Source organism: Paracoccus actinidiae, from assembly GCF_030863885.1.
In the GTDB taxonomy this organism is placed as follows: domain Bacteria; phylum Pseudomonadota; class Alphaproteobacteria; order Rhodobacterales; family Rhodobacteraceae; genus Paracoccus; species Paracoccus everestensis.
In genome coordinates this window covers 419,803-440,904 of the sequence record NZ_CP132956.1, presented here as the reverse complement: position 1 = coordinate 440,904, position 21,102 = coordinate 419,803, and the positions used below count along the sequence as shown (strand labels likewise).

At 65.7% G+C, this 21,102-nt stretch carries 16 protein-coding genes; 11 read left to right on the top strand and 5 right to left on the bottom strand.

Translation table 11 applies throughout. From position 1 onward, the window contains the following. Nucleotides 1-1,299, top strand: a complete 1,299-nt coding sequence (gene glcF, locus Q5701_RS02210; RefSeq protein WP_306753522.1) for a glycolate oxidase subunit GlcF — start codon at nucleotides 1-3, stop codon at nucleotides 1,297-1,299. Between the two features lie 115 nt (nucleotides 1,300-1,414). Beyond that, nucleotides 1,415-3,115, top strand: a complete 1,701-nt coding sequence (locus Q5701_RS02205) for an ABC transporter ATP-binding protein (protein ID WP_306753521.1) — start codon at nucleotides 1,415-1,417, stop codon at nucleotides 3,113-3,115. Here Q5701_RS02205 and Q5701_RS02200 read toward each other — a convergent pair. Further along, nucleotides 3,112-4,083 carry a siderophore-interacting protein gene (locus tag Q5701_RS02200; protein ID WP_306753520.1) on the bottom strand — a complete coding sequence of 324 codons (972 nt, stop codon included), beginning with the start codon at nucleotides 4,081-4,083 and terminating at the stop codon, nucleotides 3,112-3,114. The genes Q5701_RS02205 and Q5701_RS02200 overlap by 4 nt on opposite strands. A 71-nt stretch (nucleotides 4,084-4,154) precedes the next feature. Between Q5701_RS02200 and Q5701_RS02195 the strand changes: the two genes are divergently transcribed. After that, nucleotides 4,155-5,048, top strand: a complete 894-nt coding sequence (locus tag Q5701_RS02195) for a helix-turn-helix domain-containing protein (RefSeq protein ID WP_306753519.1) — start codon at nucleotides 4,155-4,157, stop codon at nucleotides 5,046-5,048. A 6-nt stretch (nucleotides 5,049-5,054) separates the two neighbouring features. On the opposite strand, the gene Q5701_RS02190 is transcribed toward Q5701_RS02195, so the two are convergent. Continuing rightward, on the bottom strand, nucleotides 5,055-7,172 hold the full coding sequence (locus tag Q5701_RS02190) for a TonB-dependent siderophore receptor (RefSeq protein ID WP_306753518.1): 2,118 nt from the start codon (nucleotides 7,170-7,172) through the stop codon (nucleotides 5,055-5,057). 282 nt (nucleotides 7,173-7,454) lie between these two features. On the opposite strand from Q5701_RS02190, the gene Q5701_RS02185 reads away from it, so the two are divergent. The 5 genes from Q5701_RS02185 (at nucleotide 7,455) to Q5701_RS02165 (ending at nucleotide 13,427) form a co-directional block, all read left to right on the top strand. After that, nucleotides 7,455-8,441, top strand: coding sequence for an iron-siderophore ABC transporter substrate-binding protein (locus tag Q5701_RS02185; RefSeq protein ID WP_306753517.1), 987 nt, complete (start codon nucleotides 7,455-7,457; stop codon nucleotides 8,439-8,441). After that, nucleotides 8,438-9,481 carry a FecCD family ABC transporter permease gene (locus tag Q5701_RS02180; protein WP_373568607.1) on the top strand — a complete coding sequence of 348 codons (1,044 nt, stop codon included), beginning with the start codon at nucleotides 8,438-8,440 and terminating at the stop codon, nucleotides 9,479-9,481. Before Q5701_RS02185 ends, Q5701_RS02180 begins: the two co-directional genes overlap by 4 nt. After that, nucleotides 9,478-10,506, top strand: a complete 1,029-nt coding sequence (locus tag Q5701_RS02175; protein ID WP_306753516.1) for a FecCD family ABC transporter permease — start codon at nucleotides 9,478-9,480, stop codon at nucleotides 10,504-10,506. Before Q5701_RS02180 ends, Q5701_RS02175 begins: the two co-directional genes overlap by 4 nt. Then, nucleotides 10,503-11,306 carry an ABC transporter ATP-binding protein gene (locus tag Q5701_RS02170; RefSeq protein ID WP_234854478.1) on the top strand — a complete coding sequence of 268 codons (804 nt, stop codon included), beginning with the start codon at nucleotides 10,503-10,505 and terminating at the stop codon, nucleotides 11,304-11,306. Before Q5701_RS02175 ends, Q5701_RS02170 begins: the two co-directional genes overlap by 4 nt. Before the next feature lie 345 nt (nucleotides 11,307-11,651). After that, nucleotides 11,652-13,427 carry an SLC13 family permease gene (locus Q5701_RS02165; protein WP_306753514.1) on the top strand — a complete coding sequence of 592 codons (1,776 nt, stop codon included), beginning with the start codon at nucleotides 11,652-11,654 and terminating at the stop codon, nucleotides 13,425-13,427. Here Q5701_RS02165 and nhaA read toward each other — a convergent pair whose 3' ends face one another. Together nhaA and Q5701_RS02155 are read right to left on the bottom strand one after the other, a co-directional pair. Continuing rightward, complete coding sequence (gene nhaA, locus Q5701_RS02160) at nucleotides 13,428-14,615, bottom strand: Na+/H+ antiporter NhaA (protein WP_306753512.1); 1,188 nt, start codon at nucleotides 14,613-14,615, stop codon at nucleotides 13,428-13,430. A 111-nt stretch (nucleotides 14,616-14,726) separates the two neighbouring features. Next, the gene (locus Q5701_RS02155) at nucleotides 14,727-15,860 is read right to left on the bottom strand and encodes an AI-2E family transporter (protein WP_373568606.1); all 1,134 of its coding nucleotides are present in this window, start codon (nucleotides 15,858-15,860) and stop codon (nucleotides 14,727-14,729) included. A gap of 148 nt (nucleotides 15,861-16,008) precedes the next feature. Here Q5701_RS02155 and Q5701_RS02150 point away from each other — a divergent pair, with 148 nt between their 5' ends. The 3 genes from Q5701_RS02150 (at nucleotide 16,009) to cysN (ending at nucleotide 20,229) form a co-directional block, all read left to right on the top strand. Continuing rightward, nucleotides 16,009-17,262 (top strand): Hsp70 family protein, encoded by a 1,254-nt coding sequence (locus tag Q5701_RS02150; RefSeq protein WP_306753511.1) that lies wholly within the window; start codon nucleotides 16,009-16,011, stop codon nucleotides 17,260-17,262. A 118-nt stretch (nucleotides 17,263-17,380) separates the two neighbouring features. Continuing rightward, nucleotides 17,381-18,310: a sulfate adenylyltransferase subunit CysD gene (cysD, locus tag Q5701_RS02145; RefSeq protein WP_306755510.1), complete on the top strand. Its 930-nt coding sequence runs from the start codon at nucleotides 17,381-17,383 to the stop codon at nucleotides 18,308-18,310. Beyond that, the gene (gene cysN, locus Q5701_RS02140; protein WP_306753510.1) at nucleotides 18,310-20,229 is read left to right on the top strand and encodes a sulfate adenylyltransferase subunit CysN; all 1,920 of its coding nucleotides are present in this window, start codon (nucleotides 18,310-18,312) and stop codon (nucleotides 20,227-20,229) included. Before cysD ends, cysN begins: the two co-directional genes overlap by 1 nt. Nucleotides 20,230-20,386: 157 nt before the next feature. Here cysN and Q5701_RS02135 read toward each other — a convergent pair whose 3' ends face one another. After that, nucleotides 20,387-20,860 carry a gluconokinase gene (locus Q5701_RS02135; protein ID WP_306753509.1) on the bottom strand — a complete coding sequence of 158 codons (474 nt, stop codon included), beginning with the start codon at nucleotides 20,858-20,860 and terminating at the stop codon, nucleotides 20,387-20,389. Between the last annotated feature and the right edge of the window lie 242 nt (nucleotides 20,861-21,102).

Here is a 21,102-nt window from a genome sequence, read left to right as displayed (position 1 = left end):
ATGCAGACAACCTTTACAGCCCAGCAATTGGCCGACCCGCTGACCGCGCGCAGCAATGACATCCTGCGCACCTGCGTCCATTGCGGCTTCTGCACCGCCACTTGCCCCACCTACAAGGTTCTGGGCGACGAACTGGACAGCCCGCGCGGACGGATCTACCTGATCAAGGACATGCTGGAAAACAGCCGGGTGCCGGATCCGAAGACCGTCCAGCACATCGACCGCTGCCTGTCCTGCCTGTCCTGCATGACCACCTGCCCGTCGGGTGTCCATTATATGCACCTAGTCGATCATGCGCGGGACTATATCGAGGAAAACTATCGCCGCCCCCTGCCCGACCGGCTGCTGCGGTGGATGCTGGCGAAAATCCTGCCCTATCCCGGCCGATTCCGGCTGGCGCTGCGTGGCGCGAAACTGGGCCGCCCGTTCCGGCGCCTGATGCCAGACCCCCGGCTGCGGGCGATGCTGGACATGGCGCCCCGCGACATCCCGCCGCCCAGCCTGAACGACCGCCCGCAGGTCTTTTCGGCCCAAGGCACGCGCCGCAAGCGCGTGGCGCTGCTGGTGGGCTGCGCGCAACGGGCGCTGAACACCGACATCAACGACGCCACCATCCGCCTGCTGCGCCGCCATGGCTGCGAAGTCGTCATTCCCAAGGGCCTCGGCTGCTGCGGCGCGCTGACCCACCACATGGGCCGCACAACCGAAAGCCATGGCTTTGCCGCGGCCAATATCCGCGCTCTGAAAGCGGAAATCGACGGCGACGGCCTGGACGCGGTGGTCATCAACACCTCGGGCTGCGGGACCACGGTCAAGGATTACGGCCATATGTTCGCAGGCGACCCGCTGGAAGCCGACGCCGCCCGCGTGGCAGCCCTGGCCCGGGACATCACCGAGGTCATGGCCGACCTGGGGCTGCAGGACGCCACCCATGCCCCGCCCCTGCGGGTCGGCTATCACGCCGCCTGTTCGTTGCAGCACGGCCAGGGGATCAAGGCCACGCCCAAGGAGTTGCTGGCGGATGCGGGCTTTTCCGTGCTGGAACCCAGGGACAGCCATATCTGCTGCGGATCGGCGGGCACCTATAACCTGATGCAGCCCGCGATCTCGGCCGAACTCAAGGCCCGCAAGGTCGCCACCCTGGAGGCCACCCGTCCCCAGGTCATCAGCGCGGGCAACATCGGCTGCATGATGCAGATCGGATCGGGCACGGGGGTTCCGGTTGTCCATACGGCGGAACTGCTGGACTGGGCGACCGGCGGTCCTAGGCCGCGGGCTCTGCCCGAGGACTTCGCCTGAGGCCGGGTTCTGGCGCTTGGCGGGCCATTGTGGCAAGAGGCGGATCGACGCCCGGGCGCCGGGCATGACAATCCGCCGCCGCGTCCGGGCAAGACCCGCCTGAAGGAATCGCCCCATGCTGCGCCAGTTCTTTTCCTATTACCGGCCCTTCATGGGACTGTTCTGGCTGGATTTCGGCTGCGCGGTGCTTTCGGGCCTTCTGGAACTGGCCTTTCCGCTGGCCGTGACCGCCTTTATCGACCACCTGCTGCCACAGGGCAACTGGACGCTGACCGTGGCAGCCGCCGTGGGCCTGCTGGCCTTGTATGCGGCCAATGCGGGCCTGCTGACGGTGGTGATCTATTGGGGCCACCAGCTGGGCATCAACATCGAGACGGAAATGCGCGCCCGCGCCTTCGACCACCTGACGCGCCTGTCCTGGCGGTGGTACGACCGCGCCCGCACCGGCAAGCTGATCGCGCGCGTGACCCGCGACCTGGAAGAAATCGGCGAGGTTGCCCATCACGGACCCGAGGATGCCTTTATCGCGCTGATGACCTTTGTCGGGGCTTTCGCGCTGATGTTCTGGATCAACCCGCAGCTTGCGGTGATCGTGGCGCTGATCGTGCCCGCGATGCTGGCCCTGGTGATCGTCTATGGCGGGCGGATGACGCAGACCTGGCGGGCCATCTATTCCCGCGTGGGCGATTTCAACGTCCGGCTGGAGGAAGCCCTGGGCGGCGTCCGCGTCGTCCAAGCCTTCGGCAACGAGGCGCACGAGAACCACCTTTTCGCCGCCGACAACGCCCGCTATCGCCAGGCCAAGCTGGACGCCTATCGCGTGATGGCTGCGTCGAACGCCTTGCAATACATGGGCCTGCGGCTGGTGCAGGTGATCGTGATGGTGATGGGCGCGGGCTTCGTGCTGTCGGGCGATCTGACCACCGGCGGCTTCGTGGGTTTCCTTCTGCTGGTCGGTGTCTTTTACCGTCCCCTGGAAAAGATCGCCGCCGTGATCGAAACCTATCCGCGCGGCATCGCGGGGTTTCGCCGGTATCAGGAACTGCTGGCGACGGATCCCGAAATCACCGATGCGCCGGACGCCGTCGAGGCCCCGGCCCTTCGCGGCGATATCCGGTTCGAGGGCGTGGGTTTTGCCTATGACGAAGGCCGCACGATCCTGGACGGCATTGACCTGGACGTGCGTGCCGGGGAAACGGTGGCCTTTGTCGGCCCGTCGGGCGCGGGCAAGACCACGCTTCTGGCGCTGCTGCCGCGATTTTACGAACCCACGCGGGGCCGGATCACCGTGGACAGGCTGGCGCTGCCCGCCCTGCGGCTGAACAGCCTGCGCCGCCAGATCGGGCTGGTCAGCCAGGACGTGTTCCTGTTCGGCGGCACCCTGCGCGAGAACATCGCCTATGGCCGGCTTGGCGCGACCGACGACGACGTGCGTCAGGCTGCAGCCCAGGCGCAGCTGACAACGATGATCGAATCGCTGCCCGACGGGCTGGACACGGTCGTGGGCGAACGCGGCGTGATGCTGTCGGGCGGGCAGAAACAACGCGTGGCCATTGCGCGCGCCTTTCTGAAGAACCCCCCCATCCTGATCCTGGACGAGGCGACAAGCGCGCTCGACAGCCAGACCGAACGCGAGATCCAGCAGGCCCTTGATGCGCTTGCGGTGGGGCGCACGACCCTGGTCATCGCGCACCGGCTGGGCACGATCCGCAATGCCGACCGCATCGTGGTGATGAACGGGGGCCGCATCGCGGAAATCGGCAGCCATGCGGACCTGATCGCCCAGGGCGGGATCTATGCCCGGCTGGCGGCTTAGCCCCAATAGGCAGCGGACAGGAAATCCTTGCGGTCGATGCCGCGTTCGATCAGGTGCTTGCGGGCCTGGCGTGCCTGCGCCGCCTTGGCCGCGAACCAGACAAAGCTGCCCGAACCCAAGTCGGCCCCGGCCAAGGCGGCCAACAGATCGTCGCAGCGCGCGACGCGCGGGTCGTCGGCCAGCGGTCCCAGGTCGTGGCAAGCGGCCCGGATATGGGCCGTGACCTCGCCCTGGGCCAGATCCAGCATCCGGGCCATGGCCGGCAGCGCGGTTTCATCGCCGAACAGGTGCAGGCGTTCCGCGTCCGGACACCATCCGCCGCCAGGCCCGATGATGCCGACCGTGCTGCCTTGCGGGCCGGACAGCGCCCAGTCGCAGGTCGGGCTGCCGGCATGGCGGAAGATGTCGAAAGCCAGCCAGTCGTTCCCTTGGTCTGCCACGGTATAGACCGGCCAGTGCAGCGCGTCCGCGCCGGCCGGCCATTCCGTCCGGCCCGAAGCCCCGATGCGCGGCCAGACCGCCACCCGCCCGGCAGGCGGCAGCAGCAGGCGGAAATGCAGGCTGCCGAGGCCGAATCGCGCCGCATCCGGTCCTGTCAGGCGGACCCGGACAAAGCCCGGGGACCGCTGCGTCACCGACAGGACGCGCATCAGCGACAGGCCCGGCGCCAGGGCGCCCGCATCGACACGGTCCCAGCGGACCTCAAGCCCCGCTTCGGCAAAGAGTTCGGTCGCGCTGTCCTGCAGGCTGCCGATCAGCCGGGCCTCGGGGGCGGCCAGTTCGATGCGGACATCGTTGCCGCCCGGCACCAGGCGCAATTCGCAGCCCCAGACAAACAGGCTCAGCGCCTCGGCAGTTTCCACAAGCGGCACGTCCCAGGCGGCGGCGCGGGCCTTCAAGGCCGCTGCAGCCGCGCCCGAGGCCATGGGAATGATGCCGGAATTCCGGTGGTTGCGCAGATGCGACATGGCGCGCCCCTTTCCATGATTCCGATTTTCATATACTGAACAAATTCAGTCAACAATACGAAAACGGATAGATGGGCTATCGCCATACCATGACCTGCTGCACCCAGGGCATCCGGCCCACGGTTCCGGTCCGCTGGCGGGGCCTGGACGGCATGGTCGGCGTTTATTGGCAGGCCGAGGGCGCGGCGGACGCAAGGGGATATTACCTATCGCCCGACCCGCGCATCGTGTTCTTCCTGAATGACGTGTCGTCCCATATCCTGATGTCGAACCGCGATGGCGGGGTGGCGGCCCATGCCCGACCGATGGTGCGCGCCCTGTATGTCCCGGCGGGCGTGCCGATCTGGTCCAGCTTCACCGCCGCGCATCGCTTTTCGCATCTGGATTTGCATATCCACCGCGACCGGCTGCTGCGCTTCCTGGGCCCCTCCATCGGCGCATCGGATGCGCTGTCCGTCCTGCGCCGCCCGGTCGAAACCCAGGACGTGCCCGCCCTAGCGACCTTGGCCCGGCTGCTTGTTGACGAGGTGTCGCAGCCCAGCCGCCATCCGGTGTTTGCCGAAAACCTGGTGGGCAGCATCGCCACGGGTCTGCTGGAGATCCCCGCCGAACGCCATGACCGCGCCTCGGGCGGGCTGGCGCCTGCGCAGATGCGCAAGCTGGCAGCGGCGCTGAAGGACCGGCAGGACCGCCGCATGACCGTGGCAGAGATGGCCGCGACCGTCGGTCTGTCGGAAAGCTGGTTCGCGGCGGTCTTCAAGCAGACCACCGGGCAGACGCCCCTGCAATGGCAGTTGGGCCAGCGGATCACCCTTGCCCAACACCTGCTTGCGCAAAGCGACCTGACCGTGGCCGATGTCGCGGCGCAACTTGGGTTTTCGGACCAGGCGCACCTGACACGCGCCTTCCGGCAGGTCGCGGGCGAAACACCCGCCGCGTGGCGGCGGATGCAGGCGCCGAGGTAAGGGGCCTTAGAAACTGTGGCGCAGGGTCGCGGAAATCTCGCGGCCGGAGTTGTAGTAATCCGCCGTGCCACGCCCGACGACGTGCTGGTCGTCCAGCAGGTTGCTGACATTGACGGCCAGGCTGGTATTGTCCTGCACCTGGTAACTGAAGGCTGCATCCAGCGTGACAGACGAATCGGCCTTGCCCGTGGCGTTCGAGATCGCGAAGTAATACGACCCGATGTAGCGCGCGCCCAGGCCGAAGGTCATGTCGCCGCGGGTTTCGGTGCCCGGCAGGGTATAGTTCACCCACAGGGATGCCATGTGGTTCGGCACCTCGGAAAACTCGTTTCCTTCCACATCTATGCCCCGGATCGGGTCCGACCGCAGCACTTCTGATTTCATGTAGGAATAGGACGCGATCACGTCCAGGTTGTTTGCCACTTCCGCCTTGCCTTCCAGGTCTATCCCGCGCACGCGCTGTTCGCCTACCAGTTCGCGCGTGATGTTGCCGTCTGGCTGGACCACGGCCACGGTGACGTTGTTCTTGCGCAGGTCATAGACCGAGGCCGAGAACAGCGCATTCGTTCCAAGGGGCTGATACTTAATGCCCAATTCGTATTGCTCGCCCCGTTCCGGTTCGACGCCGATGCCCGGAGGGGCCACGGATTCGACATAGCTGGCATAGGTCGAGATCTCGCTGTTGATCTTGTAAGTCAGCGCGCCACGGATCGAGGTTTCCGAGAAATCGTCGCTGGCGTTCACGCCGTTCAGCGTTTCCTCGATGTCCAGCCAGTCGTGGCGCAAACCGACGATCGCGATGAAGCGGTCGTCGAAGGACAGGTTCTGCTGCAAGAACAGCGATTGCGTGCTGTAATCGTTGTCTCGCAATTCGTAAGGCGCTGCCAGACTGCCCGGCGCACCCGAATAGACCGGATTTGCGATGTCGATCGGGGTATAGGCCCCGAAGAACGGCGCGCTGGTGGTCGACGCGTCCCGGAATTCCAGTCCGGCCACGGTGCTGCTGTCGAAACGGTCAAAGCTGCGGTCATATTGCAGGATGACGTTGCCGATCAGTTCCTCGGCAGTGTTGTCGCCGCCGAAATACCAGCGGTCCACGACCGTGCCTGTCCGTGCCGGGCTGTCCGACAGGTAGACATAGCCAAAGTCGCTTTTCAGATCGCTATAGCGCAGGTTCGCGCGCAGATTCAGGCCATTGTCAAAGTCATGTTCGAACAGGCCAGTGAGGCTGGCGCGCTCGACGTTCTGATAGTTGAAGTCAGGCTCGCCGAAGAACAGGTCGCGGTCGTATTCGCGGTCCAGCGGATAGCCGCCGCTGTTGGGGGTGTTCTCGCGCTTGAGGTAATCAGCGATCACGCTCAGCGTCGTGGCGGTGCTGGGCTGCCAGGACAGGCCGCCCATTAGAAAGCGGCTGTCGTTCCGCGAATGGTCATAGTCCCGTTCGCCGTCCTGCACCTTGCCTGTCACGCGATAGGCCAGCGTCCCTTCCGCGTTCAGCACGTCGCCCGCGTCGAACCCGTATTCCGCATTGCGCGGCGATCCCACGGATCCATACACCTCTCCGAACCGCTCGAAGCGCGGCTGCTTGGTCACGAAATTGATCGTGCCGCCCGGATCGGATGTGCCGAACAGCGTCGAGTTGCCGCCGCGGATCACCTCGGTCCGCTCGAAGGCATAGGGTTCCTCGCGCACGCTGCGCATGGAGCCCAGGGTCAGCCCATCGCGATAGGTCGTGGCCTGGAACCCGCGGACCAGGAAGTATTCATTCCGGTCGTCCGTCCCGTAAAAGTCGGTGTGGATGCCGGCCGAATAGCTCAGCACTTCCTCCAGCGTGTCGGCGTCGCGGTCGCGGACTTCCTTTTCGGTGATGACGGACACCGATGCAGGGGTGTCCAGGATGCTGGTCGCCACCTTGCCGCCGGCCCACAGCTCCTGCGCGACAATCGAATTCGCGTCGTCGTCTGCCTGGCCGTCGGCATTGATCAGGATCGGGGACAGGCGATAAGGCGCATCCTCGGTCCCGGTTCCGGTGTCCTGCGCCCCGGCCGGGGATGCGATCAGCGCCGTGCAGCCCAGCAGAAGGGCAATCAGATTGCGGCCGCCATAAGAAACGTCATGTGCCAAGGTTCGAAGTCCCGCGTTCTTGTTTTTGCTGTTGGCTTCCGGGGATACCGGTGGCTTGCGATGGGGCAGACCTGCGGCCCCCTTGGCAGCTGGCCGCAGGATGCCGCTTGGTTGCGTTGGCGCGCGTCTTAATCCACGGGGCAAAGCCCGTCTTGTAGATTCCTACGGTTTTTGTCAGAATCCATGGAAATGTGCCGGGACGCGCCCGCGGCCGGTGCCCAAACGCCTTGACGGACCGGGGCGGCGCCGGGCAATCCGCACCTGACCGCGATTGGAGATCCGATGCCCACCCATCTTCGTCCGCTTGCCTTTCCCTTGGCCTGGTGTCTTGGCGCGGGCATCGCCCCGGCCCAGGAGGCGGCCTTTCCCGTCACCATCCCCCATGCCTTCGGCACCACCACGATCACGGAAAGGCCGCAGCGGGTGGCGACCGTCAATTCCGGCAACCACGAGGTTCCTCTGGCGCTTGGCATCGTGCCGGTGGGCATGGCCGCGGCGAATTACGGCGATGACGATGGCGACGGCGTCCTTCCCTGGGTCGAGGAAAGGCTGGCCGAGCTGGGCGCCGACACTCCTGTCCTGTTCGACGAAGGCGACGGCATCGACTTTGAAGGGGTTGCGGCGACCCGGCCCGACGTGATCCTGGCCGCCTATTCCGGCCTGAGCCAAGCCGATTACGACACCCTGTCACAGATCGCGCCGGTGGTGGCCTATCCCGACGGGGCATGGACGACCGAATGGCGGCAGATGATCCGCATGAACAGCGCGGGCATGGGCATGGCGGCGCAAGGCGATGCCCTGATCGCCCGCATGGATGCCCGGATCGCCGAGGCGGTCGCCCGCCACCCGCAGTTGGCGGGCAAGACCGCGATGTTCGTGACGCATCTGGACACCACGAACCTGTCCGTCATCAATTTCTACAGCGCCCATGACACGCGGGTGAAGTTCTTCGAGGATCTGGGCCTGTCGATGCCGGCAAGCGTGACGCAGGCGACGCAGCCCGGGCAGTTCTTCGGATCCATCAGCGCGGAACGGATCGACGCCTTTGACGACGTGGACATCGTCGTGACCTATGGCGGCCAGCCGTTGCTGGAGGCGATGCGCGCCGATCCCCTGTTCAGGCATATGCCCGCCGTTGCCAATGGCGCCATCGTGATGCTGAAGAACGACCCCGCAGGCAATGCCGCCAACCCCACGCCGCTGGGCTTGCCCTGGGTGCTTGACGATTACGCCGCCCTGCTGGCCGGGGCCGCGCAGAAATCCGAATGATGACCGGCACCGCCAGCCCCTTGCCGCGCGCCGCCGTTGCGCCCCGGTCGAACCCCGTCCGCGCGGTCTGGCTGGCCGCGATGCTGGGGCTGCTGGCGATGCTGTGCGCGCTGTCGGTGGCCATTGGCACGCGGGACGTAGGCTTGGACGACATCGCCGCCGCATTGCGGGGGCAAGTGGACACCATCGGCCAGGCGGCGGTGGCGGCGCGGATCCCGCGCACGGTTCTGGCCGCGCTTGCCGGAGCGTCGCTTGGCCTTGCGGGGTCGATCATGCAGGGCGTGACGCGCAATCCGCTGGCCGATCCGGGGATTCTGGGGGTGAACCTGGGCGCGTCCCTGGCCGTCGCCGTGGCGGTGGCCTTTTTCGGGATCGCGTCCGCCCAGGCCTATATCTGGGTGGCCATCGGGGGCGCGGGGGCCACGGCGGTCTTTGTCTATGCCATCGGGTCTCTGGGACGCGGGGGGCCGACGCCGTTGAAGCTGGCGCTTGCGGGGGTCGCGACCTCGGTCGCGTTCCTGTCGCTGGTGCTGGCGATCATGCTGTCGCGGGGCGATGTCGCGGGGGGATTACAATCCTGGCAGGTGGGCGGCGTGGGCGGCGCGACCTTTGCGCGCCTGGTTCCGGTGCTGCCTTTCCTGGCGGCAGGTCTTGCCATCAGCCTCGCCTGCGCGCGCAAGCTGAACTCGCTGGCCCTGGGGGACGAGATGGCAGCTGGCCTGGGTGAACGCGTGGCGGTTGCACGCGCGCTGGCCGCCCTGGGCGCGATCCTGTTATGCGGGGCGATCACGGCGGTCTGCGGGCCGATCGCCTTCGTGGGCCTGATCGTGCCGCATCTGTGCCGCGTTCTGGTGGGGGTGGATCACCGCTGGCTGCTGCCGTTCTCGGCCCTGGTGGGGGCGTGCCTGCTGATCGCGTCGGATATCGCGGGCCGCCTGATCGCCCGCCCTGGCGAACTGGATGTGGGCATCGTCACCGCCTTTGTCGGCGCGCCCTTCTTCATCTGGATCGTGCGCCGCGCCCGGGTGCGGGAATTATGACCTTTATCGACCTGATCGCCTCTGGCCGCCTGCGCCGCGCCAGGCGCCGCAAGGCGGTCATCGGCGGGGCGCTGATCTTGCTGCTGGCGGGGTTTGCGCTGACGCTGATGCTGGGCCAGTCCTTTGTTTCCCCGCAAACCGTGCTGCGGGTGCTGGCAGGCGAGGACGTGCCCGGCCAATCCTTCACCGTGGGCCAGTTGCGGCTGCCTCGCGCGGTCGTGGCGGTGCTTGCGGGCCTGTCCTTCGGCCTGGGGGGCGCCGCTTTCCAGATCATGCTGCGCAACCCGCTGGCCAGTCCCGACATCATCGGCATCAGCCGGGGGGCAAGTGCTGCGGCGGTTCTTGCCATCGTGGTCCTGGGACTCGAGGGGCCGGTGGTGTCGATCTTCGCGGTCATCGCCGGGTTGGGCGTGGCGCTGCTGATCTATGGGCTGTCCTTCCAGGGGGGCGTGGCAGGCACGCGCCTGATCCTGGTCGGCATCGGCGTCTCGGCCATGCTGGACAGCTTCATCGCCTATGTACTGACGCGCGCGCCGTCCTGGGATCTGGCCGAGGCGATGCGGTGGCTGACAGGCAGCGTGAACGGCGCGCAACTGTCCCAGGCCCTGCCGATGCTGGCATCGCTGGCGGTCTTCGGCGGGCTTCTGGTCCGCCGCAGCCGCGACCTGGAATCGCTGCGCCTGGGCGACGATACGGCGGCCGCGCTTGGCACGAATGTCGCCGCCACGCGGATGCTGGTGATCCTGTCCGCCGTGGGCCTGATCGCAGTCGCCACCGCCATCACCGGCCCTGTGGCCTTTGTGGCCTTTCTGTCCGGCCCGATCGCCGCGCGCATCCTGGGCCCGAACGGATCGGTCCTGATCCCCTCGGGCCTTGTCGGGGCGCTTCTGGTGCTGGGCGGCGATTACATCGGCCAGTTCCTGCTGCCCACGCGCTTTCCCGTGGGCGTCGTCACCGGCGCCCTGGGCGCGCCCTACCTGATCTGGCTGATCGTGCGCGTGAACCGCGCCGGAGGATCCTTGTGAGCAATCATTCCCTTTCCGTCCATCGGCTTTCCGCGGGTTATGGCGATCGGACGATCCTGCAGGATCTGGACCTGGAGGTTCTGCCGGGACGGATCACCGCCATTGTCGGCGCCAATGCCTGCGGGAAATCGACCCTGCTGCGCACCATGTCGCGGCTGCTGTTCCCGCGGGCGGGCCGGGTGCTTCTGGACGGCAAGGCGATCCACCGCATGGCCCCCCGCCGCGTGGCGCAGGTCATGGGCCTGTTGCCGCAATCGCCCATCGCCCCCGAGGGCATCACCGTGGCCGATCTGGTCAGCCGGGGCCGCCATCCCCATCACGGGATCCTGTCGCGCTGGACGCGCGAGGACGACCAGGCCGTGGCCACCGCCTTGGAGGCCACCAAGACCCTGGACCTGGCCGAACGCGCTGTGGACGAGTTGTCGGGCGGGCAGCGCCAGCGGGTCTGGATCGCCATGGCGCTTGCCCAGGAAACGGATCTGCTGCTGCTGGACGAACCCACGACATTCCTGGACATCAGCCACCAGGTCGAGGTTCTGGATCTGCTGACCGACCTCAACCACCGGCGCGGGACCACGGTCGTGATGGTGCTGCACGACCTGAACCTGGCCGCGCGATACGCCGACCAACTGGTCGCCATGGCGGGCGGCACCCTGCACGCCCAGGGCGCCCCCGAGGATGTGCTGACCGAGAACACCGTTCGCGCGGTCTTCGGCCTAGACAGCCGGATCATCCCCGACCCCACCTCGGGACGGCCGATGATGCTGCCCATTGGGCGGCATCGGATGGCGGCGGAATAGCGCGAGGGCGGAGGGCTTGCGCGCAGGGGCACGGCCTTTCCAGCAACAGCTAAGCCGAACCCGCCGCCAACGGCTCTGACGCAATCGAAGGGGCGGCGAAGGGCTTTGACTGCTTCATTGCCGGGAATGGCAGCCTGGTCACTGCGGAAAACGGGAAAGGCACGCGCTTCCCCGCTTGCAATTTCAGAGTCTGTCACAGGAACCGCCCCACCCCAGTCCAGGCCAAGCCAGCATGATCCCAAGCGAAAATTCTTGCTGTCCGCAGCGGGGCGGCTGGCAACCAAATCCCCGCGGCGTCTGTTTTGCGACGGTCCCCTTGCGCAGGGGCGCAGGGAAGGGCTTTTCATGACACTACTGCAGATGCTTGCCTTCGCCATCGTCGGCGTGATGATGGTGTTGTTCATCTGGGGCAGGCTTCGCTATGACGTGGTGGCGATGCTGGCATTGCTGGCATCCCTGCTGGCGGGAACGGTTTCGCCCGACGAAGCATTCACCGGGTTCAGCGACGACATCGTCATCATCGTGGGCAGCGCCCTGGTGGTCAGCGCCGCCGTGTCCCGGTCCGGCATCATCGAGGCCGTGCTGCGCTGGCTGGTGCGCAAGTTCACGACCATGGGGGTGCAGCTTCTGGTGCTGGTCGGCACGGTCACGCTGTTGTCGTCGCTGGTCAAGAACATCGGCGCCCTGGCGATGATGATGCCCGCCGCCTTGAAGATGGCCAAGAAATCCGGCCAGTCGCCCTCGCTTTACCTGATGCCCATGTCCTTTGGATCGCTGCTGGGGGGACTCATCACCCTGGTCGGCACATCGCCCAACATCATCGTATCGGGGGTGCGCGAGGAGATGACCGGCCAGCCGTTCCGGATGTTCGATTTCGCCCCGGTGGGGCTGGGCCTGTCCGCGGTGGGCGTCATCTTCCTGATGTTTGCCTGGCGGCTGCTGCCATCCGACCGCCGTGCCACCGCATCCCTGGGCGAGGCGGTCAAGATCAGCGACTATAACACCGAGGCCACGGTTCCCGAGGGATCCGCCGCAGCCGGCCGCACCATCGGCGCGCTGATCGGCATGGCGGACGGCGAGATCACCATCACCGGCCTGATCCGGGGCGGCGAACGGCGCAAGGTGGTGCTGTTCGACACCGTGATCGAAGACGGCGACATCCTGCTGTTGCGGGGCGAACCCGACGGGATCGAACGCGCCGTCGCCCAGGGCGGGCTTGAACTGACAGGCCATGACGCGGCCTCGAAGCTGGAACTGCCCGCCAGCAAGATCGGGGTGATCGAGGCGGTGACGACCGTAACCTCCAGCCTGATCGGCAAGAGCGTGGGCAGCATCCGGCTGTTCGATGAACAAGGCATCAGCCTGCTGGCGGTGTCGCGGTCGGGCCATCGGATGACCGAACGGCTGTCCAAGACCCGGTTGCAGGCGGGCGATGTGCTGTTGCTGCAAGGCCCGGTAGAGCTGTTGCCCGAACGCATCCGGTCGCTGGGCCTGCTGCCCCTGGCCGAACGCCTCCTGCGCATCGGCAGCGTCAGAAAGGAACTGATGCCGATCCTGATCCTGGGTTCGGCAATGGGACTGACCGCCGCCGGAATCCTGCCCGTTGCCATCGCCTTTTTCGGCGCGGCGGTTCTGATGATCCTGTCCGGGGCGATCAGCCCGGAAGGCGCCTATGACGCGATTGAATGGCCGCTGCTGATCATGCTGGGATCGCTGATCCCCGTCAGCGAGGCCCTGCAGACCACCGGCGGTACCGACCTGATCGGCGCCTGGCTGTCGGATGTCGCGACCGGGCTGCCGGTCTGGGGGGCGGTGGCGCTGATCATGGTCGCGGCCATGGCGGTGACGCCGTTCCTGAACAACGCGGCCACCGTCCTGGTGATGGCCCCCATCGCCGTGACCTTTGCGGGCACGCTGGGTTACGCGCCCGAGGCATTCCTGATGGCCGTCGCCGTGGGCGCGGGCTGCGATTTCCTGACGCCCATCGGGCATCAGTGCAACACCCTGGTCATGGGACCGGGGGGATACCGGTTCAGCGACTATCCCCGGCTGGGCCTGCCGCTGTCGATCCTGGTCGTGCTGACCGGAGTGCCGCTGATCCTGTCCGTCTGGCCCATGTGATCAGCGGGCCGACTGCATCCGGCGCGGCGCCTCGCGTTTGGCAAAGCGCAGGACCGTATAGCCCGCAAGGCCCGAGATCAGAGACCCGATCAGGATGCCGATCTTGGCCTCGTCTTGCAGAAGCGGCTCGTTGAAGGCCAGAAGCGAGATGAACAGGCTCATGGTAAAGCCGATGCCGCACAAAAGCGTGGTGCCCAGCATCTGCATCCAACTGGCCCCGACCGGCAGGTCGGCCCAGTCCAGCTTGACCAGGATGGTGACGGCCCCGAAGATCCCGACCAGCTTTCCGATGGACAGGCCAGCGGCAACGCCCAGGGTTACAGGGGCCACAAGTGCCTCCATCCCCAGTCCCGCGAAGCTGACCCCGGCATTGGCAAAGCCGAAGATCGGGATGATGACGAATGATATCGGCACGATCAGGGCATGTTCCAGCCGGTGCAGCGGGCTTTCTGATCCATGCGCCTCTGGCGTGGTGGGGGTGCGCTTCAACGGGATGGTCAGCGCCAGCATGACACCTGCGATTGTGGCATGGATCCCCGACTGCAAGACGAAAAACCACAGGACTGCGCCCAGGATCAGATAGGGCGAAAGCCGCATCACGCCGGAAAGGTTCAACCCGGCCAAGGCGGCCACTACAATCGCCGAAAGGCCTAGATAAACAGGCGACACGTCGGCGGTATAGAACAGCCCGATCACGATCACCGCACCCAGATCGTCGATGATCGCCAAGGCCGCCAGAAACACCTTGAGCGAGGTCGGCACCCGCGGTCCCAGCAGCGAAAGCACGCCCAGCGCAAAGGCGATGTCAGTGGCCGACGGGATCGCCCAGCCATGCGTCGCCCCAGTGCCTGTGGTAAAGAACAGATAGACCAGGGCCGGAACCGCCATCCCCGCCGCCGCCGCGACACCGGGCAGGATGCGCCGGGGCCAAGACGACAGGTGACCGTCCACCATTTCCCGTTTGATCTCCAGCCCCACCATCAGGAAGAACAGCGCCATCAACGCGTCGTTGATCCAGTGCGCCACCGACAGCGGCCCGACATAGGCGTGAAGGATGTCGAAATAGGCCTCTGACAGCGGCGAGTTGGCAACGATCAGCGCAAGCGCCGCCGAGGCCATCAGCAGCAGTCCCCCCGATGACCCGTTGTCAAGAAACTTGCGGATGGTGTTTTGAATGCGGCCCGCCATGAATGGCCCCCCTTGTCAGAAACGGTTGCAACCAGTCTCCGTATTCAGGGGTCGTCCCTGGGCGCACGCAGCACACGCCATGGCGGGATCATATTCAGCCCGGGCGGCCGATCAAGGGGTTTGCGGATGTTCGCTGATCTCTCGCAGCCATTCGCGCCAGATCGCGACCAGCAGGGCCATCAGCACCGGACCCACGAACAGGCCCACGATGCCCATGGTCTTGACGCCCCCCACCAGCCCGAAGAACGTGGGCAGGAACGGCATCTTGACCGGCCCGCCGACCAGCACCGGGCGGATGGTCTTGTCCACGATGAACAGTTCGACCGCTCCCCAGACGAACAGCAAGACGCCCGCCAGCGCCGATCCGCTGGCCACAAGATAGATCGACACCAGCGTGAAACACAATGGCGCGCCGCCGGGGATCAGTGCCATGATGCCCGTGATGACGCCCAGCGTCACCGGCGAGGGTACGCCCGCGATCCAATAGGCGATGCCCAGCACCACCCCCTCGCCGATGGCGATCAGGGTCATGCCGGTGACGGTGGCGCTGATCGTCAGCGGCACCACGCGCGACAGCCGTTCCCAGCGGCGCGGCAGGATGCGCGCGCCGATGATGTCGATCTGGCCCGCGATCTTGTGGCCGTCGCGATAGAACACGAACAACGCGATCAGCATGAACAGCAAATTCAGCGCCAGGTGAAAGGCGAGGTTTCCCGCCGCCAGCACGCTGCGATAGATGGAAGCGATGGTGTTTCCGCTGGTCAGTTGCACCAACTCCGCGATGGCGCCGGGCTGGCCGATATGGCGCGTCCATTGTTCGTCGATCCAGTCGCCAATGCGGGGCAGGCCGGTCATCCACAGGGGTGCGGGGGCGCCATTGGCATTCACCTCGAACACCCAGTAAATCCATTGCTGCAATTCGCGGAACGCATAAAGCAGCGCCATCGTGACGGGCACCACCAGAAACAGCACGATCACCAGAACGAACAGCGCCGCCGTGGCGGTGCGGTCGATCCCCAAGGCACGCTGCACGCTGCGCGACAGGGGCCAACTGGCGAATGCGATGATCGTCGCCGCCAGCACGGGCACCAGAAAGCCGTGAAAGAAATAGATCGCGGCGGCGATGATGAAGACCAGCAGCCAACGTGCGGCGGATATGTCGCTGATCAGCGGAAAGGGCATTGTCGCCGGATCGTCAGGGACCGGGGCGTGAGGCCGGGGCGTTGCGTGCTGTGGGTCGATCATGCCGTCGCGCCTGCCTTCCGGGTGGTTCGCCTTGCGTCCCCTGACTGTTGCATTGTTGATCGCGGCGTCAACCCGTCTTTCGGGCTTCTGCTTGCGGGCTTGTGTCGCATCGGATAGCCAGCCTGCCTTTCAGCCGGAAGGTCCAGCCATGACCAGCACGCTTGCCATCGACTTTGGAACCTCGAACACCGCCGTGGCGATCCTGGAGGGCGGGACGGTGCGGCGCGTGCCGATCGAGGGGGCATCCGATACCCTGCCCACCGCCGTCTTCTTTCCCGCGCGCGGCGGCGCCATGCGCATTGGCGACGCCGCCGCACAGGCTTTGATCGGCGGCGAGGAAGGCCGTTACATGCGGGCGCTCAAAAGCGTTCTGGGCACGCCCTTGCTGCATGAATCGCGGCTCATCAGCGGCAAGCGGCAGACGCTGGCCGAGGTGATCGCCGCCTTCCTGGCCGAATTGCGCGCGCGGGCCGAAGCCGCGACCGGCCAGCCGCAGACCCGCGCCTTGTCAGGGCGTCCGGTGCGTTTCCATGCCGATCCTGTCCGCAACGCCCAGGCGGAATCCGATCTGCGTGCCTGCTATCATGCGGCGGGCTTCGATCATGTGGGCTTCATCCCCGAACCCGAGGCTGCGGCCCTGGCCTGCCACGGCATGGGGGCTGCGGGCCGAACCGGCCTGATCGTGGATATCGGCGGCGGCACCTCGGACTTTTCGGTGTATCGCACAGAAGGGGACGGGATGCGGATCCTCGCCAGCCACGGCATCCGCCTGGGCGGGACGGATTTCGACGGCGCCTTGTCGCTGAGCCATGCCATGCCGCTGCTGGGCCACGGATCGCAGTTGCGGCGCGAGATGGGACCCGGCCTGCTGCCGGTGCCCAACGCGATCTATGCCGATCTGGCGACTTGGGCGCATATTCCCTTTGTCTATACCCCGGAAAACCGCAGGCTGGCCGCACAGATGGCGCGGCTGGCGGTGCAACCGGAGCAAATGGACCGGCTGGTCACGGTGCTGACGGACGAAACGGGCCACGACCTGGCCTTTGCCGTGGAACGCGGCAAGATTGCCGCGAACGGGGGGGACGACGCGCAGATCGGCATGGGCTTCATCCAGCCGCGCCTGGCAGCGCCGATCTGCGCCCGGTCGCTGGCGGACGCATTGCAGGGGTTCGGCGCGGAACTGGAAAAGGCCGTCGCGGAAACGCTGGACCGGGCGGGGATCGCCGGGCGCGACATCGGCGATGTGGTGCTGGTGGGCGGGTCCAGCCTGATGCGCCTGGTCACGAATCTGACGGCGCGCTGCCTGCCCGATGCCCGCCTGCACCGGTCCGAGGCCTTTACCGCCGTGGTCGATGGCCTGGCCTTGGCCACGACGGCGGAACAGCGTTCCGGGGAAGGTTGAATCCGCAGGAAACTTGGGTTTTTCCGCATTCCAAACTTGCATCTTGCCCCCTGCTGAAGGATAGCGGATCAGCCTAACCTGGCAGATGCCTGCCCGTGACGAACCGAAAGCCGATGCCATGAACAGCCAATCAGATACCCCGATCGCCCCGGCAACCCTGACGCATTTGCAACGCCTGGAAGCCGAAAGCATCCATATCATGCGAGAGGTTGTGGCGACCGCCGAAAACCCGGTGATGCTGTATTCGGTGGGCAAGGATTCGGCCTGTATGCTGCATCTGGCGCGCAAGGCCTTTTTTCCGGCCCCCCCGCCCTTTCCGCTGCTGCACGTGGACACGACCTGGAAATTCCGCGCGATGTACGACCTGCGCGACAAGGCGGCCAAGGCGGCAGGCATGGACCTGATCGTCCACCAGAATCCCGAGGCATTGGCGCAAGGCATCAACCCCTTTGACCACGGCCCCCTGCATACCGATATGTGGAAGACCGAGGGGCTGAAGCAGGCGCTGACGAAATACAATTTCGACGTGGCCTTCGGCGGGGCGCGCCGGGACGAGGAAAAATCGCGCGCCAAGGAACGCATCTTTTCCTTCCGCTCTGCCAACCACCGCTGGGATCCCAAGAACCAGCGGCCGGAACTGTGGAAGCTGTTCAACACCCGCAAGGCCAAGGACGAATCCATCCGGGTGTTCCCGCTGTCGAACTGGACCGAACTGGATATCTGGCAATACATCCACCTGGAGAATATCGACATCGTTCCGCTGTATTTCAGCGAACCACGCCCGGTCGTGGAACGCGACGGGCTGCTGATCATGGTCGATGACGACCGTATGCCCCTGAAGGATGGGGAACAGCCGCAGATGCGCTCGGTCCGGTTCCGCACGCTGGGCTGCTATCCCTTGACCGGGGCGGTGGAATCCAATGCCCGCACCCTGCCCGAGGTGATCCAGGAAATGCTGCTGACCACCACGTCCGAACGCCAGGGCCGCGCCATCGACAAGGACCAGGCAGCGTCCATGGAGAAGAAGAAGCAAGAGGGGTATTTCTGATGACCGCGCACGCCCAGGATCCCGTCTATGTCACCGATGCCCTGATCGCTCAGGACATCGACGCCTATCTTGTGAAGCACCAGCACAAGACCATGCTGCGCTTCATCACCTGCGGATCGGTCGATGACGGCAAATCGACGCTGATCGGGCGGCTGCTTTACGACAGCAAGATGATCTTCGAGGATCAACTGGCGTCGCTGGAATACGACAGCAAGGTATCGGGCACCCAGGGCGGGGACATCGACTTTGCCCTGCTGGTCGATGGATTGGCGGCCGAACGCGAACAGGGCATCACCATTGACGTGGCCTATCGCTTCTTCGCCACCGACAAGCGCAAGTTCATCGTGGCCGACACCCCGGGCCATGAACAATACACCCGCAACATGGTCACCGGCGCATCCACCGCCGATCTGGCGGTAATTCTGATCGACGCGCGCCAGGGCGTGCTGACCCAGACGCGGCGGCACAGCTATCTGGTGAACCTGCTGGGCATCCGCAACGTGGTGCTGGCCGTCAACAAGATGGACCTGGTCGACTACTCGGCCGAGCGGTTCTATGAAATCGTCGGTGACTACAGCCACTTCGCCAAGCAGATCGGCTTGGAGAGCTTTCTGCCGATCCCGATTTCGGGCCTGAAGGGCGACAACATCGTCACGCAAAGCCCCGAAATGGCCTGGTACCAGGGCCCGACCCTGCTGGGCCATCTGGAAGACGCGCCGATCAGCGACACCCGGATGCAGGACGCACCCTTCCGCATGGCGGTGCAATGGGTGAACCGCCCGCATCTGGATTTCCGCGGCTTTGCGGGCCAGATCAGCGCGGGCCTTGTCCATCCGGGCGATCCGGTCCGCGTCCTGCCCTCGGGCAAGACCACGACCGTCAAGTCCATCGCCACCTTTGACGGCGACCTGACCCAGGCCGTCGCAGGCCAATCCGTGACCCTGACCTTTGCCGACGAGATCGACTGTTCGCGCGGCGATGTGATCGTGCGCGCCGACGCGCCCTGCGAGGTCGCAGACCAGTTCGAGGCAACCCTGGTCTGGATGGACGAGGCCGAGATGCTGCCGGGCCGCCCCTATCTGCTCAAGATCGGGACGCAGACCGTCAGCGCCACCATCACCGAGCCGAAATACGAGGTGAACGTCAACACGACCGAGCATCTGGCCAGCAAGACGCTGGGCCTGAATGCCATCGGCGTGGTCAACATCTCGACCGACCGGCCCGTCCCGTTCGAGGCTTATGGCGACAACCCCGACCTGGGCGGCTTTATCCTGATCGACCGGATGACCAATGCCACCATCGCCGCCGGGATGCTGCATTTCGCGCTGCGCCGGTCGCAGAACATCCACTGGCAATCGACCGACATCAACCGCGACGCCCATGCCGCCCAGAAGAACCAGCGGGCCAAGGTCGTCTGGTTCACCGGCCTGTCGGGGTCGGGCAAATCGACCATCGCCAATATCGTCGAACGCAAGCTGCACGCGATGGGCAAGCATACCTTCCTGCTGGACGGCGACAACGTGCGCCACGGGCTGAACCGCGACCTGGGCTTCACCGATGCCGACCGCGTCGAAAACGTCCGCCGCGTGGGGGAGGTTGCAAAACTGATGTCCGACGCAGGACTGATCGTGCTGACGGCCTTCATTTCGCCCTTCCGGTCCGAACGGCGGATGGTGCGCGACATGATGGCGGCGGGCGAGTTCATCGAGGTTTATGTCGATACCCCCCTGGAGGTGGCCGAAGCGCGTGACGTGAAGGGCCTTTATAAAAAGGCGCGGGCGGGCCAGCTGAAGAACTTCACCGGCATCGACAGCCCCTATGAGGCCCCCGAACAGGCCGAACTGGTCGTCAACACGGCGTCGCTGTCCCCCGAAGATGCCGCAGACCGGGTGATCCAGGCGATCCTGTCCCAAGGCTGAGCCGGCGATCCCGGCCGACGGCATCGCCAAGGGCATCCGGCACCAGCACTGCGCCATAGGCCGCAGGATTCCTGTGTCCCGGCTGGACCAGTGACGCACGTTTTCCCGGTGCTGGCTGTATGATGCTGATCCGCTGCAACCCTGGCGCAGCAGAGGGCTATAGGTGTTCCAAGGCCGCAGCCAACACTTGATCCAGGGGGCGGGCGGTGTCCAGCCGGATGGGGTCTTCGTCCGTTCCCGGTTCTTCAAGCGTGGCAAGCTGCGACGCCAGAAGCGCAGGCGGCATGAAATGATTTCGGTTCTTCATCCGCGACAGGATCAGGTCGCGCGGAGCATGGGGATAAACCAGCACCAGCGGCCCGATGCGGTCGCGCAGCAGGTCGCGATAACTGCGGCGCAGGGCGGAGCAGGCGAAGACGGTCTCGCGCGTCCTGGCCGATTGGCGTACCGCCTCGGCAAGCGCCAAAAGCCAAGGGCGGCGCATCGCGTCGTCCAGCGGGCGTCCTGCCGCCATAGCGGCGCGATTTTCCGAGGGATGGTAATCGTCACCCTCGATCAGGGCGGCGTCCAGGTGGCGGGCGATGCCTTCGGCCACTGTGGACTTGCCCACCCCGCTTGGACCCATGACCATGATGCAGCGGTGCATCGGTCAAGCCGCAGGCGACCAACCCCTGCTGGCCGGCCCCCTACCCAAGGCAAGGCGCGCCGGAGGGCGGCTGGTAATATCCCGCACCGGTCCGATAAGATCGACGATCATGGGCGCCACGCTGTTCTGATCTCATCCCTGCCTAGGTGATGTCCGGTCTACCCGGTTTGTCAATGCGCAAGAATGTGAAGCAAAAATCCTGACCAAGCGGTCGAATTTGACGAAAA

Coding starts and splice junctions, on each gene's coding strand:
- Q5701_RS02200 (WP_306753520.1), bottom strand. CDS start 4,083: ATGTCGCATCTGCGCAACCACCGGAATTCCGGCATCATTCCCATGGCC.
- glcF (WP_306753522.1), top strand. CDS start 1: ATGCAGACAACCTTTACAGCCCAGCAATTGGCCGACCCGCTGACCGCG.
- Q5701_RS02150 (WP_306753511.1), top strand. CDS start 16,009: ATGACCAGCACGCTTGCCATCGACTTTGGAACCTCGAACACCGCCGTG.
- Q5701_RS02180 (WP_373568607.1), top strand. CDS start 8,438: ATGATGACCGGCACCGCCAGCCCCTTGCCGCGCGCCGCCGTTGCGCCC.
- cysN (WP_306753510.1), top strand. CDS start 18,310: ATGACCGCGCACGCCCAGGATCCCGTCTATGTCACCGATGCCCTGATC.
- Q5701_RS02155 (WP_373568606.1), bottom strand. CDS start 15,860: ATGATCGACCCACAGCACGCAACGCCCCGGCCTCACGCCCCGGTCCCT.
- Q5701_RS02165 (WP_306753514.1), top strand. CDS start 11,652: ATGACACTACTGCAGATGCTTGCCTTCGCCATCGTCGGCGTGATGATG.
- cysD (WP_306755510.1), top strand. CDS start 17,381: ATGAACAGCCAATCAGATACCCCGATCGCCCCGGCAACCCTGACGCAT.
- nhaA (WP_306753512.1), bottom strand. CDS start 14,615: ATGGCGGGCCGCATTCAAAACACCATCCGCAAGTTTCTTGACAACGGG.
- Q5701_RS02135 (WP_306753509.1), bottom strand. CDS start 20,860: ATGGTCATGGGTCCAAGCGGGGTGGGCAAGTCCACAGTGGCCGAAGGC.
- Q5701_RS02175 (WP_306753516.1), top strand. CDS start 9,478: ATGACCTTTATCGACCTGATCGCCTCTGGCCGCCTGCGCCGCGCCAGG.
- Q5701_RS02185 (WP_306753517.1), top strand. CDS start 7,455: ATGCCCACCCATCTTCGTCCGCTTGCCTTTCCCTTGGCCTGGTGTCTT.
- Q5701_RS02195 (WP_306753519.1), top strand. CDS start 4,155: ATGGGCTATCGCCATACCATGACCTGCTGCACCCAGGGCATCCGGCCC.
- Q5701_RS02205 (WP_306753521.1), top strand. CDS start 1,415: ATGCTGCGCCAGTTCTTTTCCTATTACCGGCCCTTCATGGGACTGTTC.